Origin of the sequence: Variovorax endophyticus (assembly GCF_025376855.1) — a bacterium.
In the GTDB taxonomy this organism is placed as follows: domain Bacteria; phylum Pseudomonadota; class Gammaproteobacteria; order Burkholderiales; family Burkholderiaceae_C; genus Variovorax.
This window is the reverse complement of record NZ_JAHUTH010000063.1, coordinates 1-16379: the sequence shown is the minus strand read 5'-3', so window position 1 is coordinate 16379 and position 16379 is coordinate 1. Positions and strand designations below refer to the sequence as shown.

The 16379-nt window shown below is 70.1% G+C and carries 16 protein-coding genes; 14 read left to right on the top strand and 2 right to left on the bottom strand.

Annotation, left to right across the window (positions count from 1 at the left end):
• The first annotated feature begins 673 nt into the window (after positions 1 to 673).
• From KV106_RS39840 to KV106_RS39825, 4 genes are all read left to right on the top strand, one after another.
• Entirely contained in the window at positions 674 to 2017 is a 1344-nt protein-coding gene (locus KV106_RS39840) for a hypothetical protein (RefSeq protein WP_261218068.1), read from the top strand.
• A gap of 143 nt (positions 2018 to 2160) precedes the next feature.
• Positions 2161 to 2967 (top strand): MHYT domain-containing protein, encoded by an 807-nt coding sequence (locus tag KV106_RS39835; protein ID WP_057597690.1) that lies wholly within the window; start codon positions 2161 to 2163, stop codon positions 2965 to 2967.
• 78 nt (positions 2968 to 3045) lie between these two features.
• Complete coding sequence (locus tag KV106_RS39830; protein ID WP_093350984.1) at positions 3046 to 4206, top strand: acyl-CoA dehydrogenase family protein; 1161 nt, start codon at positions 3046 to 3048, stop codon at positions 4204 to 4206.
• 153 nt (positions 4207 to 4359) lie between these two features.
• On the top strand, positions 4360 to 4668 hold the full coding sequence (locus tag KV106_RS39825) for a Dabb family protein (protein ID WP_261218053.1): 309 nt from the start codon (positions 4360 to 4362) through the stop codon (positions 4666 to 4668).
• Between the two features lie 3 nt (positions 4669 to 4671).
• On the opposite strand, the gene KV106_RS39820 is transcribed toward KV106_RS39825, so the two are convergent.
• On the bottom strand, positions 4672 to 5604 hold the full coding sequence (locus KV106_RS39820; RefSeq protein WP_261218051.1) for a LysR family transcriptional regulator: 933 nt from the start codon (positions 5602 to 5604) through the stop codon (positions 4672 to 4674).
• 114 nt (positions 5605 to 5718) lie between these two features.
• On the opposite strand from KV106_RS39820, the gene KV106_RS39815 reads away from it, so the two are divergent.
• From KV106_RS39815 to KV106_RS39795, 5 genes are all read left to right on the top strand, one after another.
• On the top strand, positions 5719 to 6762 hold the full coding sequence (locus KV106_RS39815) for a tripartite tricarboxylate transporter substrate binding protein (protein ID WP_261218049.1): 1044 nt from the start codon (positions 5719 to 5721) through the stop codon (positions 6760 to 6762).
• Positions 6763 to 6826: 64 nt separating this feature from the next.
• Complete coding sequence (locus KV106_RS39810; protein WP_261218046.1) at positions 6827 to 8533, top strand: carboxylesterase/lipase family protein; 1707 nt, start codon at positions 6827 to 6829, stop codon at positions 8531 to 8533.
• Positions 8534 to 8544: 11 nt separating this feature from the next.
• Positions 8545 to 9972 (top strand): dipeptidase, encoded by a 1428-nt coding sequence (locus KV106_RS39805; protein WP_261218043.1) that lies wholly within the window; start codon positions 8545 to 8547, stop codon positions 9970 to 9972.
• Between the two features lie 139 nt (positions 9973 to 10111).
• Positions 10112 to 11593 carry an SEL1-like repeat protein gene (locus tag KV106_RS39800; RefSeq protein ID WP_261218040.1) on the top strand — a complete coding sequence of 494 codons (1482 nt, stop codon included), beginning with the start codon at positions 10112 to 10114 and terminating at the stop codon, positions 11591 to 11593.
• Between the two features lie 22 nt (positions 11594 to 11615).
• Entirely contained in the window at positions 11616 to 12797 is a 1182-nt protein-coding gene (locus tag KV106_RS39795; protein ID WP_261218037.1) for a S41 family peptidase, read from the top strand.
• On the opposite strand, the gene KV106_RS39790 is transcribed toward KV106_RS39795, so the two are convergent.
• Complete coding sequence (locus tag KV106_RS39790; RefSeq protein ID WP_082321744.1) at positions 12791 to 14089, bottom strand: DEAD/DEAH box helicase; 1299 nt, start codon at positions 14087 to 14089, stop codon at positions 12791 to 12793. The genes KV106_RS39795 and KV106_RS39790 overlap by 7 nt on opposite strands.
• 99 nt (positions 14090 to 14188) lie before the next feature.
• On the opposite strand from KV106_RS39790, the gene KV106_RS39785 reads away from it, so the two are divergent.
• The 5 genes from KV106_RS39785 to KV106_RS39765 form a co-directional block, all read left to right on the top strand.
• Positions 14189 to 14575, top strand: a complete 387-nt coding sequence (locus KV106_RS39785; protein WP_057597644.1) for a translation initiation factor Sui1 — start codon at positions 14189 to 14191, stop codon at positions 14573 to 14575.
• Positions 14575 to 14811 (top strand): DUF3820 family protein, encoded by a 237-nt coding sequence (locus KV106_RS39780; RefSeq protein WP_057597643.1) that lies wholly within the window; start codon positions 14575 to 14577, stop codon positions 14809 to 14811. The genes KV106_RS39785 and KV106_RS39780 overlap by 1 nt, the downstream gene beginning before the upstream one ends.
• A gap of 191 nt (positions 14812 to 15002) precedes the next feature.
• The gene (locus KV106_RS39775) at positions 15003 to 15443 is read left to right on the top strand and encodes an RNA recognition motif domain-containing protein (RefSeq protein ID WP_261218032.1); all 441 of its coding nucleotides are present in this window, start codon (positions 15003 to 15005) and stop codon (positions 15441 to 15443) included.
• 209 nt (positions 15444 to 15652) lie between these two features.
• Positions 15653 to 16141 (top strand): tripartite tricarboxylate transporter TctB family protein, encoded by a 489-nt coding sequence (locus tag KV106_RS39770; protein ID WP_057597256.1) that lies wholly within the window; start codon positions 15653 to 15655, stop codon positions 16139 to 16141.
• Positions 16142 to 16154: 13 nt separating this feature from the next.
• Positions 16155 to 16379, top strand: a 225-nt coding sequence (locus tag KV106_RS39765) for a tripartite tricarboxylate transporter permease (protein ID WP_261218031.1), incomplete at its 3' end; no start/stop codon positions are given.

Here is a 16379-nt window from a genome sequence, read left to right as displayed (position 1 = left end):
CGAAGCGAGTTCTGCGAGACCCCGCGAAACGCGAGCACCGCAGGTTGCCCGCAGCGAAGCGGAGGGTCGCAGACAGTGGGTCGCCTTTTCTTTGGTTACTTTCTTTTGGCGAAGCAAAAGAAAGTGACTCGCCCGCCGGGGCGAGACCCGGCCAACGGCCTACCCAAGAGGCAGCACCTGAAGAAAACCCAAACACCTGTCTCACCAGCGACCAATTCCACCTACACATTCCCTAGACTCCCCCGCGCGCCCCAAAACAACGTCGAACAAAGAGAAGAGAGAAGGAGACCCCGTGCCCACCTGCCCCCTGTTCCGTCGCTTCGCAATCACCGCCGTAGCCATCGCGCTAGCAGCCTGCAGCACCACAACAACGACAACGAGCCCACCGTCAACGACACCAGCAGCCGCGCAGACAGCAGAGCCGGCACCCACCCCGTCCACCCCCCTCCTCACCACCAGACCCACAGCCTGGCACCCCCCAGAGCCCCTGGTCCCCCCCTCCTCCTTCTCCGGCGTCCACGGCCTGGCCATCGACCAGAAGGGCCGCCTGCTCGCAGGCTCGGTCCTGGGCAACACCCTCTGGGAAGTCGACCGAAAAACAGGTGCAGCCAAGATCCTGATCGACGCCCCCGAAGGCCAGTCCGACGACATCGCCATCGGCCCTCAAGGCGAGATGGCCTGGACCAACTACCTCATGGGCATGCTGCGCTACCGCGAGCACGACACCGCCTCCATGCGCGTCCTCGCCAAGGACCTGCCCGGCCTCAACTCGCTGGCCTTCGACCCGCGCAACGGCAAGCTCTACGCCTCGCAGGTGTTCCTCGGCGACGCGCTGTGGGAGATCGACCGCGCGGGCCAGAAGCCGCCGCGGTTGATCCGCAAGGACATGGGCGGCTTCAACGGCTTCGAGGTCGGGCCCGACGGCATGCTCTACGGGCCGCTGTGGTTCAAGAACCAGGTGGTGAAGATCGATCCGGCCGACGGGCGCATCACGCCGATCGCCGACGGCTTCCAGATCCCGGCCGCGGCCAACCTCGACGGCAAGGGCAACCTCTGGGTGGTCGACGCGCGCAGCGGCGAACTCGTGAAGGTCGAGCTCGCCACCGGCCGCAAGACGGTCGCGAAGCAGCTCAAGCCCTCGCTCGACAACCTCGCGATCGCGCCCGAGGGCACGATCTACATCTCGAACATGGCCGACAACGAGGTCATGGCCTTCGAGCCCGCCACCGGCGAACTGCGCACGCTCACCGGCGGCAAGCTCGCGGTGCCGGCCGGCATGAAGCTCGACGGCAACGACCTCTGGGTCGCCGACGTGTTCGGCTTCCGGCGGGTGGACGTGCGCAACGGCGAGGTGCGCGACGTGTTCCGCATGCAGCGCGAGCCCGAGCTCGAGTACCCGTTCGCGGTCGGGCTCTCGGCGCGGCTGTTCGCGCTGAGCTCGTGGTTCACGGGCACGGTCCAGCTGGTCGATCGCCAGACGCTGAAGACGGTGGAGACGATCCACGGCCTGAAGGCCCCGTTCGACGCGATCCCGATGCCCGATGGCAGCGTGATCTACGCCGAGATCGCCACCGGCAGCATCATGCGCGCGAGCGGCGCGAAGTTCGCCGAGCGGCAGGTGATCGCGAGCGGGCTCAACGGTCCGGTGCAGATGGTGATCGGCCGCGACGGTGCGCTCTACGTCACCGAGGCGGCCGGCAAGCTGCTGCGCATTCCGCTCGATGCCAGCGCGCCGCTGCGCACCATCGCCGACAAGCTCGCGCTGCCCGAGGGCCTGGCGCAGACGCCCTGGGGCAGCTTCGTGGTGGCCGAGAGCGCGGCGCGGCGGCTGGTGGAGATCGACCCGGCCGATGGCTCGCGCCGCACCATCGCCGAGAACCTGCCGATCGGCCTGGCGCCCGGGCCCGGACTGCCGCCGCCCTATGTGGTGACCGGCGTGGCGATCGGGCCCGACGGCACGGTCTACATGGCGGCGGACCGGAACAACGCGATATACCGGATCCGGCCTCAGCGCTGAAAAATTAAGAAAAAAGTAATCTAAACGGAATTGTAAAAAACCAGTTTACTTTTAAAAACAAACATTACAAACTCGCCCGGAACGGTCCGGTACCACCGATTTCCGGAGGCGAGCGGTGCCGTTTTGCTGTCGAAAGGACAACCATGACACCGCTCGTCGCAGGCCAGCTGCTGTCGCCCGAGTACTCGCTGGGGCTGGTGGCACTGTCGTACTTCATCTCCTTCGCCGGCTCGCTGACCGCGCTGATCTGCGCCGGCCGCATGGTCGGCGCCGACGGCCGCCCGAACTTGGCGGCCGTGGCCTGCGCCGCGGTGGCGCTCGGCGGCATCGGCATCTGGTCGATGCACTTCATCGGCATGCTGGCGTACCGGCTGCCGATCTCGATCGCCTACAACATGCCGCTGACCGTGGTGTCGCTGGTGGCGGCGATCCTGATCTCGGGCATCGCGCTCTACCTCGCGGGCGGACGCCGCAAGTTCAGCCGCGCGGGCTGGCTCGCGGGCAGCCTGCTGGCCGGCCTGGGCGTGTGCGTGATGCACTACATGGGCATGTTCGCGATGAACATGCGCGCCTCGATGCAGTTCGACCCGATGGCGGTCGGGCTGTCGGTGCTGATCGCCATCAGCGCCGCGGCCGCCGCGCTGTGGCTGGCCTTCAACGTGCGCAAGCTGAGCCTGCAGATCGGCGCCGCGGCCGTGATGGGCCTGGCGGTGTGCACCATGCACTACGTGGGCATGAGCGCGGCCACCATGGTCTGCACCGCCGCCGCCCCGCTCGACGCGCTCGCCATCGGCGGCAGCTACATGGGCCTCACGGTGTTCGGCACGGCCGGCGCGGTGCTGATCTTCATCTACTGGGTGCTCACCGGCAACAGCATCGAGTCGCCGATCTCGGCCGCCTCGAACGCGCGGCCGGCACCGGCCACGGCGCGCCGCGCGCGCACCAGCTAGTTGGCGCAAGCCCCGCGGCCGGGGCGCGCCTAGAGTTCCTGCGATCGGGGCCGGGAGCGCCCCGCCCGTACGGACACCATGCACTACACGCACGAACACCTCGAGATCCAGAAGACCCTGCGCCGCTTCATCGACGAGGAGATCAATCCGCACGTCGACGAGTGGGAGGCGGCCGAGACCTTTCCCGCGCACGAGGTCTTCAAGAAGCTCGGCAACCTGGGCCTGCTGGGCCTCAACAAGCCCGAGGCCTACGGCGGCGCCGGCCTCGACTACTCGTACGCGATGGCGCTGGCCGAGGCGCTGGGCCACGTGAGCTGCGGCGGCGTGCCGATGGCGATCGGCGTGCAGACCGACATGTGCACCCCCGCGCTCGCGCGCTTCGGCAGCGACGAACTGCGCCGCGAGTTCCTCGCGCCGGCGATCGCGGGCGACACCGTGGGCTGCATCGGCGTGTCCGAGCCGGGCGCGGGCAGCGACGTGGCCGGGCTCAAGAGCCACGCGCGCAAGGATGGGGACGACTACCTCATCAGCGGCCAGAAGATGTGGATCACCAACAGCCTGCAGGCCGACTGGATGTGCATGCTGGTCAACACCGGCGACGGCCCGGTGCACCGCAACAAGTCGCTGGTGATCGTGCCGATGGACAGCCCCGGCATCGAGAAGGCGAAGAAGATCCGCAAGATCGGCATGCACTCGAGCGACACCGGCCTGATCTATTTCGACAACGTGCGCGTGCCGCAGCGCTACCGCATCGGCGAGGAAGGCCAGGGCTTCGTCTACCAGATGCAGCAGTTCCAGGAAGAGCGGCTGTGGTGCGCGGCCAGCTCGCTCGAGCCGATGGACGACTGCATCGCGCAGACCATCGAATGGGCCCAGCAGCGCAAGCTGTTCGGCGGCACGCTGGCCGACCAGCAGTGGGTGCAGTTCAAGCTGGCCGAGCTCAAGACCGAGGTCGAGGCGCTGCGCGCGCTGACCTACCGCGCCTGCGACCTGCACGTGCAGGGCCAGGACGTGACCGAGCTGGCCTCGATGGCCAAGCTCAAGACCGGCCGGCTCACGCGCGAGGTGGCCGACACCTGCCTGCAGTTCTGGGGCGGCATGGGCTTCACGCTCGAGAACCGCGTCTCGCGGCTGTACCGCGACGGCCGCCTGGCCTCGATCGGCGGCGGCGCCGACGAGGTGATGCTCGGCATCCTCGCGAAGACCATGGGCATCGCGAAGCGGCCGCCGCGCGACTGAGCCCGGAGCGCCGCCAGCGGAAAACTGTTCTCCAGCCGCGAAGCGGTCTTTCGCGCCGCGCCTGCATACCATCGTTCGCACGCCGCGGGCTCCTTTCCTGCCCCGCGGCAGCTGGAGCCCTCGCGTGATCTTCGTCCTTCATTCCCCCGCGCCATGTTCAAGCACATCGTGATGTGGGACCTGCGCGCCGACACGCCCGAGGAGAAGGCGCGCGCCACCCGGTTCGTGAAGCAGCAGTTCGAGTCGCTGCGCGGCCAGGTCCCGGGCCTGCTGCGCATCGAGGTCGGCATCGACTCGAGCCGCGTCGCTTATGCCTGCGACGTGGTGCTGTATTCGGAGTTCGACAGCCAGGCCGCGCTCGACGGCTATGCCACGCATCCGGCGCACCTGCGCGTGCGCGAGGCGCTCGGCGATCTGCGGATCGCGCGGCACCAGGTGGATTTCGCGGCCGACCCCGGCTGACGGCTACCCCTGCTCGGCCGCCGACTCCGCGCGCGCCAGCGCCATGCAGAAGCCGCGCACGATCTGCAGCGCGGGCGCCTCGGTGCGGCCCTCGAGCGTGACGAAGGCGAACTGCGCATCGAGCCCGGCCTGCGGCGCCACGGCCAGCTCGACCAGTTCGCCGCCGTCGCGCAGCGCGCGCGTGACGGCGAGCACGCCGAGGAAGATCGCGTCGGTGTTGCGCACGGCTTCCACCAGCACGCCGATCTCTTCCGAGGACACATGCAGCCAGCGCTGCGGACTGGCCTCGCTGCCGTAGCGCTCGACCAGGCGGCGCGCGACGTCGTCGCTCACGCGCGTGGAGATCAGCGGAAAGCGCGCGAGCTCGGCGAAGGCCAGCGCGCCCGCCTCGCGCAGGCGCTGTGCCAGCGGATGGCCGCGCCGGCAGACGAAACCCGAACGCAGGGTGGGCAGCACCTCGATGCGCAGGTCCTCGCTCGGCGAGAGCGCGCGGTAGGTGATCAGCAGTGCATCGATGGCACGCGCGCGCAGCGCCGCGAGCTGCTGCTCGGGCCCGCCGCCGTGCAGCTCGAGGCCGACGCGCGGGTAGTCGCGCAGCATGTGGATCAGGAGCGGCGCCGAGAACAGCGCGCCCGGCGCGGCGCCCAGGCCCAGCCGCAGCTGGCCCGCCTGCCCGTCGCTCAGCAGCGCCGCGGCCCGGCGCAGCTCCTGCGCCTCGCTCGAGATGCGCCGCGCGCGCGCCAGCACCATCGCGCCGAAGGGCGTGAGCTCGTTGCGCTTGCCGATGCGGTCGACGAGCGGCATGCCGAGCTCCTGCTCGAGCATCTGGATGCTGCGGCTGAGCGCGGGCTGCGTGAGGTGCACCTTCTCGGAGGCGCGGCTGAAGGAGCCGGTTTCGGCGAGCGCGAGCAGGTGCTCGAGTTGCTGCAGGTTCATGGCGTGCCGATCATGAGTTCAAATCATGATAAGCAGAAAAACAATGCATTGGACAGATAGATGAGCGATTTCTAGCATCCGTCGCGTACTGCTTTCGACCCAAGGAATCGCCCCATGCACGGCTTCTCGCAACGCTTCTCCCGGCTGTCGTCCGGGCTGTCCCGCCGCCGCGGCGCCCTGGCGCTCGCCGTAGCCCTCGCCGGCCTTGCGGCCGTGGGCACCGGCGCCTGGGCGCAGCCCGCGGCCTTTCCCTCCAAGCTGGTCACCTTGATGGTGCCGTACCCGGCCGGCGCGGCCAGCGACTTCACGGCGCGCGCGCTCGCCGAGCCCGTGGCCAAGGCGCTGGGTGGGCAGGTGATCGTCGAGAACCTCGGCGGCGCGGCCGGCGCCATCGCCGCCAACAAGGTGCTCGCGGCGCCGGCCGACGGCCACTACCTGTTCCAGGGCTCGCCCAGCGAGCTGATCCTCTCGGGCATGGTCAACAAGAGCGTGCGCTACCGCCCCGAGGACTTCCAGCTGGTGGCGCCGGTGGCGATCTCGCCGCTGGTGGTGGTGGTCAACGACAAGCTGCCCGCGCGCACGCTCGACGAGCTGGTGGCGCTGGCGCGCGCCCGCGGCAAGGACGCGCCGCTGAGCTACGGCTCGACCGGCCCGGGCACGCTCTACCACCTGCTGGGCGAGCTGTTCGCCAGGCGCGCCGGCGCGAACGCCACGCACGTGCCCTACAAGGGCGGCGCGCCGCTGATGCAGGACCTGCTCGGCGGCCAGATCGACTTCGCCTTCATGCCCTACCAGGCCTTCTATGCCGACTACGCGCGCCAGGGCAAGCTGCGCGTGATCGGCGCACTCTCCGGCGGCCGCCTGCCGGCGCCCTTCGAGGACGTGCCCTCGAGCGCGGACTCGGTGTCGATGAAGGGCTTCGACTTCAGCATCTGGACCGCCTACGCGGTGAAGAAGGGCACGCCGCAACCGGTGGCCGAGCGGCTCAACGCCGCGATCGAGAGCGGTCTGACCAATGCCCATGCGCGCGCCCAGCTTGAGGCGCAGGCCAAGACGATCTTCCAGCCGATGAGCCTGGAGGCGGCCGAGAAGTTCTACCGCGCGGAGATCGCGCGCTACCGCGAGCTGGTGCGCACCGTGGGCTACGAGTCGCCCTGACCGCGCCGCTTTTTCTTTCCCCCACCGACTGAAGAGAGGCCGCTCGCCGGCCCGAAGGAGACTTATGACCCCCCTCGATCGAAGGGCGCCTCGTCGCGCCCTGCCGCTGGCCCTGGCCGCGATCCTGTGCACCGCCCTCGCGGCCTGCGGCGGCGGAGGCGGCGGTGCCGCGAACTTCGCGCTGCCGCCGATCGCCACGCCCGCGCCGCCACCGCCGGCCGCGCCCGATCCCGCGCTCGCCAGCACCACCGAAGGGCCGGTCGCGGGCCAGCGCCAGGGCGGCCTGGTCGCCTTCCTCGGCATTCCCTATGCACGGCCGCCGGTCGGCGACCTGCGCTGGGCGCCGCCGCGGCCGCCCGCTGCGCACGACGCGACGCTGCAGGCCCAGGCCTTCGGCACCGCCTGCCTGCAGGCGCCCGAGACCAATGTCGACGGCCGCTCGGCCGAGGACTGCCTCTACCTCAATGTCTGGAAGCCCGCGGACGCGAAGCCCGGCGACCGGCTGCCGGTGCTGGTCTACATCCACGGCGGCGCCTTCGTGCTCGGCTCGGGCTCGCAGGCCTCGGGCACGCTCGCGGCGCGCGGCGGCGTCGTGGTGGTGAGCTTCAACTACCGGCTCGGCGCGCTCGGCTACCTCGCCAACCGCTCGCTGCGCGCGCTCAACCGCGACGGCAGCCTCGGCAACTTCGCGCTGATGGACCAGATCGCCGCGCTCGAATGGGTGCAGCGCAACATCGCTTCGTTCGGCGGCGACGCGGGCAAGGTCACGATCTGGGGCACCTCGGCCGGCGCCACGCAGAGCTTCTCGCTGCTGCAGTCGCCGAAGGCCCGGGGCCTGTTCCACCGCGCCGTGATGCAGAGCGGCGGTGGCGGCGAATACTCGAACCAGGGCATGGACACGGCGCTGGGCATCGGCGATGCCGCGGTCGCCAGGCTGGGCTGCGCCGGCAAGGCCGACGATGCCGCCACCGTCGCCTGCCTGCGCGGCCTGCCGGCCTCCGCGCTGCTGGCCGTGGGCGGCAGCAAGTGGCGGCCCACGGTCGACGCGCAGGTGCTCACGCAGGTGCCGGCGCGCGCCTTCGAGAGCGGCAACTTCAACCAGGTGCCGGTGATGATCGGCGGCGTGTACGACGAGGGCACCCTGTTCGTCGACAGCAAGCTCGGCGCCGACGTCTACCCGTTCTACCTGCGCGGCCTCGCGCCCGCGGGCTTCGACACCACGGCCATCGAGGCGGCCTACCCGCTCTCGCGCTTCGCGGTGCCGGCGCAGGGCGTCGCGCGCGCCATCGGCGACGGCATGTACGCCTGCGGCAACAGCGCGCGGCGCGGCGCGCTCTCGGCCTGGGTGTCGGTCTACGGCTGGGAGTTCACCGACCCGGTGCTGTCCTTCCCCGCCAGGCCCTCGGCCTTCTACTACGGCAGTGCGCACGGCATGGACAGCTTCTATTTCGGCGGCATGGCCGACCAGCTCGCGGGCTATCCGTACCTCGATGCCGCCGACACCACGGCCGCGGGCGGCGATGCCGTCGTGGCCACGCAGCGCCGGGCGCTCGCCGCGCAGATGAGCAGCTACCTGCTCAACTTCGTGCGCAGCGGCGATCCGAACCAGGGCACGCCGGTCGCCATGCCCTGGCCGCGCTTCGCCTCCCCGGCCGACCCCGCGCTGATCGCCTTCGGCTATCCCGCGATCGGCGTCACGCGCGGCGACTTCGAGCGCACGCACCGCTGCGACACGCTGTGGGGACCGGGCGTGTTCCCGCCGATCTACTGATGAACACCACCATGCATTCCACAGACACCCCTTCCGCGGACGCCGGCACGCAGGCCGTCATCGACCACCTCGCGGCGCGCCAGCAGCCGATCGTGGCCTGGCTCGAGGACTTTCTGCGCATTCCCAGCGTGAGTGCCGACCCGGCCTTCGCGCCCGGCATGGACACGGCGCGCCGCTTCCTGCTCGAGCGGCTGCGCGCCATCGGCCTGCACGAGGTGCAGCTGCTCGACGGCGGCGGCGAGCCCGCGGTCTACGGCGAATGGAACGGCGCGCCCGGCAAGCCCACCGTGATGGTCTATGGTCACTACGACGTGCAGCCCGCCGACCCGCTCGCGCTGTGGCGCACGCCGCCGTTCGAGCCGGCCACGGTCGACGGCCGGCTCTATGCGCGCGGCAGTTCCGACGTGAAGGGCTCGACCACCATCGCGCTCGAGACCATCGCGGCCTTCCTCGCGGTGCGCGGCGGCTGCCCGGTCAACATCAAGGTCTTCCTCGAGGGCGAGGAGGAGACCGGCAGTCCCTCGCTGCGCCACCTGGTCGAGCGCCACCGCGCGCTGCTGCGGGCCGACGCGGTGCTGTCGGCCGACGGCGGCCGCGCGAGCGCCGAGGTGCCGACGATCAACACCGGCGCGCGCGGCAATGCGCAGCTCGAGGTGCGCCTGCGCAGCGCGCACAAGGACCTGCACTCGGGCCGCTACGGCGGCGGCGTGCGCAACGCGCTGCACGAGATGGCGCGGCTCATCGCCTCGCTGCACCATGCCGACGGCGGCGTGGCGGTCGAGGGCTTCCATGCCGGCGCGCAACCGCCGACGCCGCAACAGCGCGCCGACACCGCGGCCTTTCCCTACGACGAGGCGGCCTTCTTCGCGGACGTGGGCGGCAGCGACCACGGCGAGCCCGGCTACAGCGCGCGCGAGCGCATCACGCTGCGCCCCGCGCTCGACGTCAACGGCCTGTGGGGCGGCTACACCGGCGAGGGCGGCAAGACCATCGTGCCTTGCGAGGCCGGCGCCAAGCTGACCGCGCGCGTGGTCGCGGGCCAGGATCCGGGCGCCGTCATCCGCGCCGTGCTGCGCCACCTGCAGGCGCACTGCCCGGCGGGCTGCACGCTCGAGACCGTCGCGCTGCACGAGGGCTCGCCGGCCTCCACCCTCGCGCCCGCGCATCCGCTGGTACGCGCGGCCGAGGCCGTGCTCGAGCGCGAGAGCGGCCGGCGGCCGATCCACGTGCGGCTGGGCGCGAGCGTGCCGGTCACCGCGCTGTTCAAGGAGACGCTGGGCATCGACACGCTGATGTTCGGCTTCAACCTGCCCGACGAGGACGTGCACGCGCCGAACGAGTTCTTCCGGCTGGCGTCGATCCAGCAGGGCGCGCGCGCGTGGACGCTGCTGCTGGCGGAACTGGCGTCGTACCCGCCGGAGCAGTTCCACGGGCACTGAGCGCGAGGCTCGGCATTCCGCCGGCGGCTTGCCCGCGCGGTGAGCGGCACGGCACCCGCGGCCCCGTTCGAACGCATCGTGATGGCGGCTACCATCGCGCAGCGTCTGCCCGACCCGCCGTCTCCGCCCCTCCTTGCCCATGAAGCTGCTTGCCGCCCGCGTCTGCGCATTCGTCCTCGGAGCCGCCGCGTCCCTCGGCGTCGCCGCCGCCGATCTCGACGCCGGCGTGCGCGCCTACCGGGCCCGGGACTTCGATGCCGCCGTGGGCCAACTGCAGCCGCTGGCCGAGCTCGGCGACCCGGATGCGGCCTTCTACCTGGGCAGCATCCATGCCCGCGACGACAGCCGCCATCAGGACGACTACATGGCCTACAAGCTGCTGTCGCGCGCGGCACGCGCCGGGCGGGTCGATGCCAGCGACGCACTGATCCTGATGCGCGCCAAGGGCAAGGTCAGCCTCGTGTTCGAAGGCTATGCGCTACGCCCCGAGGACAAGGCCGGGCTGGAGCCGCTTCGGCAGGCCGCGCTCGAAGGCCGCTTCGACACGCTCGGCACGGAGAACCTGACGCGGCTCGCGGTCGCCTACTGCGAGCACATGGGATTGGCCGAGGGAAGCGGTCCCCAGAGAACCGTCGATCGCAACGAGAACGTGCACGACTGGCTGCTGCGGGCGGCGGAGGCCGGGGAGCCGCGTGCGCAGTTCCTGCTCGGCATGCTGTATGCCGGTGGCCAGCCTTGCCATGGCGTGTCGGTGAAGATCGATCGTGCCCTCGGCCTGTCGTGGTGGCGCAAGGCTGCCGCCCAAGGCCTGCTGCAGGCTCAGCGAACGATCGCCGCCTTCGTCGTGCGCGCACGGGATGGCATCCCGGCCGACCCGAAGGAAGGCATGGAATGGCTGCGCCAGGCGGCGGCTCGCGACGACGCGCCCGCCATGGCGTGGCTGGGCATCTATCACGACAAGGGCTACGGAGTGCCCAGGGATGCGGCGCAAGCCATGCGCTGGTTCCGCAAGGCGGCCGATCTCGACGACGTCACCGCGCTCGACAACCTGGGCGACATGCTGTCGGCGGGCCAGGATGTCCCGGCGGATCCGGTCGAGGCGCATGCCCTGTACCGACGCGCCGCGGACCTGGGGGACCCTTATGCGCAGCGCCGTCTGGCCGAGATCTACACCCAGGGCGCCGGCGTGGAAAAGAACGCGGAACGCGCGCTGCAGTGGCGCATCGCCTCCGCGCGCGGCGGCGACCCGGTGTCGCAGACGATCCTGGGCCAGATGTACCTGTTCGGACGCGATGCGCCGCGCGATCCCAAGGCGGCACTGGACTGGCTGCGCGAAGGAGCGAGCCGCGGCCAGCCGCAAGGCCTGCTTCTGCTGGGCAGCGTGCTGGAGACGGCGCCGGGCGGCCTGGCGAAAGCCTGGGCCCTCTACACGCTGTCGGACCGCGCGGGCGAGCCCCGGGCAGCCCCGCGGCGAAACACCATCCAGGCCCGGATGTCGGCCGACGAACTGGCGCGCGGCAAGCGCCTGGCGGCCGACTGGCGCCTGGACGCACGCCAGCCCGGCGACTGGAATTGGCGGGCTCTCTCCCTCACGGCGACATCGCCGGAGGACAGTTTCTAGACCTCGACAGCGACCCCGCTTCATGGACCTCCGACCGCACTGCATCGCCGCGCTGGCCGCCGCCCTGCTTCCCATCGCCACCCTCGCTCAAGACCGGCCCGCGCGAGAGCCGTTGCCACGGGACGACCTGCAATCGCTGGCGGCCACCTACCAGCTGCTGCGCGATTCCTACGTGAGGCCGCTCTCCGGCGAGGAGATCCTGCAGGCGGCCTTGCGCGGCATGGTCCGCGAGATCGACCCGGAGGGCGGGCAATTCCTGATGAAAGAGGACCTGGCCGACATGTCGCCACCGCCGAACTACACGGGCGGCGCGGTGGGCCTGGAGATGATCAACCGCAACGGCGAGGTCGCGGTGATCTCGCCCATCGCGGACAGCCCGGCGGAGAAAGCCGGCATCCGCCCCAATGACGTGCTCAGCGCGATCGACGGCACGCCCATCAAGGGCAATCTCAGCCTGGCGTTCAAGATGCTGCGCGGCCCGCTCGGCAGCAGCGCGACGCTCACGATGCGCCGCCCGGGATCGAACACGCCCAGGGATTTCAAGGTCGAGCGGCAGAACGTGCAGGGGGCGGTCGTGCGCCTGTCGATGGCATCGCCGGACATCGCGGTGCTGCGCATCGCCGAGTTCAGGGAAAACACGCTGAACCTGGCGGCCCGGGAGCTCGACGCGCAGTGGCGCAAGCGACCGTTCAAGGGGCTGGTGCTCGACCTGCGGCGCAATCCGGGCGGGCTTTTCGATGTGGCCGTCGGCGTCTCCTCGCTGTTCCTGCCGGCCAGGAGCAAGGTGGTGGAAACGCAGGGCCAGCGCACCGAAGCGAATGCAGTCTATTTCGCCGAACCCGCGTACTACACGCGCGGCGGCGCAGATCCGTTCGCCGGGGTCGCCCGGGAGGTCCGCGAGCTTCCGATGGTCGTGCTTGTGGACGAGGGCACGGCCTCGGGCGCGGAGATCGTGACCGCGGCCCTGCGCGATCACAAGCGGGCGCGCATCGTGGGCCGCAGGACCTTCGGCCGCACGAGCATCCAGACCGTGACACCGCTGGGTGTCGACCGTGCGGTGCGCTTCACCTCCGCCTACTGGTTTCCACCCTCGAACGAAAAGCTTGAAAAGACCGGCATCACGCCGGACCGGGTGGTGGAAGCGGTCGATTTCCAGCGCGAGATCGAGGAGGCTGTCGCCGAGCTTCGCGCAAGGCTTCAGTGATCCTTCCCGGGTGACGGCGAAGCCTTTGCCGCTTCCGCGGCCTGCGCCGCGCGCAGCTTGTCCTTCTTGCTCGGCCGCTTGCCCTTGATGCCGCCCGTGCCGCTGGTGTCGACCAGGGGCGGCGCGACCTCGGTGGGCTCGAAGCCCTCGATGCGCTCGCGCGGCACGCGCCGGTCCTGGCGCTTCTCGATCAGGCGGAAGTGCGCCTCGGAAGCCGGCGTCACGAAGCTGATCGCCAGGCCGCTCTCGCCCGCGCGGCCGGTGCGGCCGATGCGGTGCACGTAGTCGGTGGGCGAGCGCGGCAGGTCGTAGTTGACGACCACCGGCAGCCGCGCGATGTCGAGGCCGCGCGCGGCCAGGTCGGTGGCCACCACCACGTCCCAGCGGCTCTGCTTGAACTGGTCGAGGATGTCGGTGCGCGCGCCCTGCGAGATGTCGCCGTGGAAGGGCACGGCATAGATGCCGTGGCGGTAGAGCTTCTCGGCCACGGTCTGCGCGGCATGCTGGGTGGCAACGAAGACCAGCACGCGGCCCCAGGCCTCGCCGTGCTGCTCGAGCAGGTGGCGCAAAAGCTGGGTGCGGCGGGTGCTGTCGACCTCGATCGCGCGCTGCACGATGTCGGGCGCGGTGCCGGGCTCGCCCTGCACGTCGATCGTTTCGGGGTCGCGCAGCATGCGGTCGGCCAGCGCCTGGATCGCCTGCGGGAAGGTGGCCGAGAACAGCAGGTTCTGCCGCTTCGCCGGCAGCTGCGCGAGGATGCGGCCCAGTTCCTCGGCGAAGCCCAGGTCGAACAGGCGGTCGGCCTCGTCGAGCACCAGCGTGGCGATCGCGTCGAGCCGCAGCGCGTTGTGCTCGACCAGGTCGAGCAGCCGGCCCGGCGTGGCGACGATCAGGTCGGCACCGCCGCGCAGGCCCATGAGCTGCGGATTGATCGACACGCCGCCGAAGACCACCGCGATGCGCAACCGGTCGGGCAGTGCGCGCGCGAGGTCGCGCAGGGTCTCGCCGACCTGGGCCGCGAGCTCGCGCGTGGGCACCAGCACCAACGCGCGAAGCCGGCGCTCACCCCCGGCCGAGTCGGCGGCCAGCCGGTGCAGCAGCGGCAGCGAGAATGCCGCGGTCTTGCCCGAGCCGGTCTGGGCCGAGCCGCGCAGGTCGCGTCCCTGCAGAATCGCGGGAATGGCCGCGGCCTGGATCGCGGTCGGCTCGGCGTAGCCGCGTTCGGCGGCGGCGCGCACGAGCGCCGGGGCCAGCCCCAGCGATGCGAAGGACGGGGTGGGCGCAGCGGTCAAGCGGCGGACTCCCCACGGAAGAAGGCGGGCGGCAGGTGCATCGGAAAGGCTCGTCTGGGCTGGAAGAAAAGAGATCGGAAACGAAGAGAACGCAGGAACATGGCAACCCACAAGGACAACCCGGCGGCCACCCGGCTGGTGTATTCGACCGAGGCCGGCGGCCGCATGTGCCCCGATTGCGGCGAACCGCTGGCGCAATGCCGCTGCAAGGACCTCGCCGAGCAGGCGCGGCTGCGCGCCGCCGATGGCATTGTGCGTGTGTCGCACGAGACCGCGGGCAGAAAAGGCAAGGGCGTGACCGTGGTGAAGGGCGTGGCGCTCGACGCGGCCGCCCTGCTTTCGCTCGGCAAGCAGCTCAAGGCGGCCTGCGGCACCGGCGGCACGGTGAAGGACGGCACGATCGAGATCCAGGGCGACCACCGCGAGCAGGTGATCGCCACGCTCACCAAGCTGGGCCACACGGTCAAGCGCGCGGGAGGCCGCTGATGAAGCCCGAGGACCTCGAGCGCCTGGTCACGCTGGCGATGCCCTTCGGCAAATACAAGGGCACGCTGATCGCCGACCTGCCGGGCAACTACCTGACCTGGTTCGCGCGGGAGGGTTTTCCCCCGGGAGAGATCGGGCGGCTGCTCGCCTTGATGCATGAAATAGACCACAACGGCCTCTCGGGCCTGCTCAAACCGTTGCGAAACCGCCCGTCGGGATCAGAGGTTTCCCGATGAATGTGCAATTAAAAGCTTGATTTCCCGGCCAAACCGGGATAATCGCCGCTACGTGTCAGTGAGCCACTAGGCTCCCGTGCACGTTATCCGGTGATCGGTCAGTTTCGCGCACAGCGCCTTCGTTTGTTGTGATTCTGGGACTCCATCGCTTTTTCTGTTATTTGGTTTTTTTGAGTTGAGGAGTCCCTTTCATGGGCAAGAAACTTTACGTGGGCAATCTCGCCTACTCGATCCGTGACAACGATCTGGAGCAAGCCTTCGGCGCCTACGGTGCCATCGTCAGCGCCAAGGTCATGATGGAACGTGACACCGGCCGCTCCAAGGGCTTCGGCTTCGTGGAAATGGGTACCGACGCCGAGGCGCAAGCCGCGATCGCCGGCCTGAACGGCCAGCCGGTCCAGGGCCGCGCCCTGACCGTGAACGAAGCCCGCCCGATGGAAGCCCGCCCGCCCCGTAGCGGTGGCGGCGGCTACGGTGGTGGTGGCGGCGGTTACGGCGGTGGTGGCGGCGGCGGCGGTTACGGCGGCGGTGGCCGCAGCGGCGGTGGCGGCGGCTACGGCGGCGGTGGCCGCAGCGGTGGCGGCTACGGCGGTGGCGGCAACGACGACGGCTACGGCCGCGGCGGTTACTAAGCCCTCTCACACCATCGAATGGCGGCCCTGCCGCCTTTCGCTGAAAAAAAGCTCCTTCGGGAGCTTTTTTCGTTTCCGGATGTCGCTCGGCCGAGACGGCGCGGGCTTACCCGTAGTAAGCGCTACGCATTAGTCCCTACCGGCCGGGTCAGCCAGCGGTCAGGCGCCGGAAACGACCCTCCTCCCTCCAAAACAGAGGGTCGAGAGACATGAAAATCAAGAGCCAGGCCGACTTCTTTTCAGGAGTCATGTTCACGGCCGTGGGCGGCGCCTTCGCCATCGGCGCCACCGCATACAACATAGGCGACGGGGCCCGCATGGGTCCCGGTTACTTCCCGCTCATGCTGGGCATCCTGCTCGCGCTGCTCGGGCTGGGGATCATGTTCCAGGCCATGGTGGTCGAGACCACCGACGGCGATCCGATCGGCAAATGGGCCTGGAAGCCGCTGGCCTACGTGCTGGGCGCCAACCTGGCCTTCGGCGTGCTGCTCGGCGGCCTGCCGAGCATCGGCCTGCCGGCGATGGGAATGATCATCGCGATCTACGCGCTCACCATCATCTCGAGCCTCGCGGGCGAACACTTCAACCTGCGCGACGTGCTGGTGCTGGCCACCATCCTCGCGGCGGGCAGCTACGTGGCCTTCATCTGGGCGCTCAAGCTCCAGATCCAGGTCTGGCCCACCTTCATCGCAGGCTGAGGAGCACACCACCATGGAACTGTTCCAGAACCTCGCGACCGGCTTCGGCGTCGCCTTCACCTTCACCAACCTGCTGTACTGCCTGATCGGCTGCATCCTGGGCACGCTGATCGGCGTGCTGCCGGGCATCGGCCCGGTCGCCACCATCGCGATGCTGCTGCCCGCGACCTACGCGCTGCCGCCCGTCTCGGCCCTGATCATGCTGGCCGGCATCTACTACGGCGCGCAGTACGGCGGC

Bases quoted from the DNA above. Each gene is read 5' to 3' on its own strand.
- KV106_RS39840 (WP_261218068.1), top strand. From the start codon at position 674: ATGGCCTGGACCAACTACCTCATGGGCATGCTGCGCTACCGCGAGCAC.
- KV106_RS39835 (WP_057597690.1), top strand. From the start codon at position 2,161: ATGACACCGCTCGTCGCAGGCCAGCTGCTGTCGCCCGAGTACTCGCTG.
- KV106_RS39830 (WP_093350984.1), top strand. From the start codon at position 3,046: ATGCACTACACGCACGAACACCTCGAGATCCAGAAGACCCTGCGCCGC.
- KV106_RS39825 (WP_261218053.1), top strand. From the start codon at position 4,360: ATGTTCAAGCACATCGTGATGTGGGACCTGCGCGCCGACACGCCCGAG.
- KV106_RS39820 (WP_261218051.1), bottom strand. From the start codon at position 5,604: ATGAACCTGCAGCAACTCGAGCACCTGCTCGCGCTCGCCGAAACCGGC.
- KV106_RS39815 (WP_261218049.1), top strand. From the start codon at position 5,719: ATGCACGGCTTCTCGCAACGCTTCTCCCGGCTGTCGTCCGGGCTGTCC.
- KV106_RS39810 (WP_261218046.1), top strand. From the start codon at position 6,827: ATGACCCCCCTCGATCGAAGGGCGCCTCGTCGCGCCCTGCCGCTGGCC.
- KV106_RS39805 (WP_261218043.1), top strand. From the start codon at position 8,545: ATGCATTCCACAGACACCCCTTCCGCGGACGCCGGCACGCAGGCCGTC.
- KV106_RS39800 (WP_261218040.1), top strand. From the start codon at position 10,112: ATGAAGCTGCTTGCCGCCCGCGTCTGCGCATTCGTCCTCGGAGCCGCC.
- KV106_RS39795 (WP_261218037.1), top strand. From the start codon at position 11,616: ATGGACCTCCGACCGCACTGCATCGCCGCGCTGGCCGCCGCCCTGCTT.
- KV106_RS39785 (WP_057597644.1), top strand. From the start codon at position 14,189: ATGGCAACCCACAAGGACAACCCGGCGGCCACCCGGCTGGTGTATTCG.
- KV106_RS39780 (WP_057597643.1), top strand. From the start codon at position 14,575: ATGAAGCCCGAGGACCTCGAGCGCCTGGTCACGCTGGCGATGCCCTTC.
- KV106_RS39775 (WP_261218032.1), top strand. From the start codon at position 15,003: ATGGGCAAGAAACTTTACGTGGGCAATCTCGCCTACTCGATCCGTGAC.
- KV106_RS39770 (WP_057597256.1), top strand. From the start codon at position 15,653: ATGAAAATCAAGAGCCAGGCCGACTTCTTTTCAGGAGTCATGTTCACG.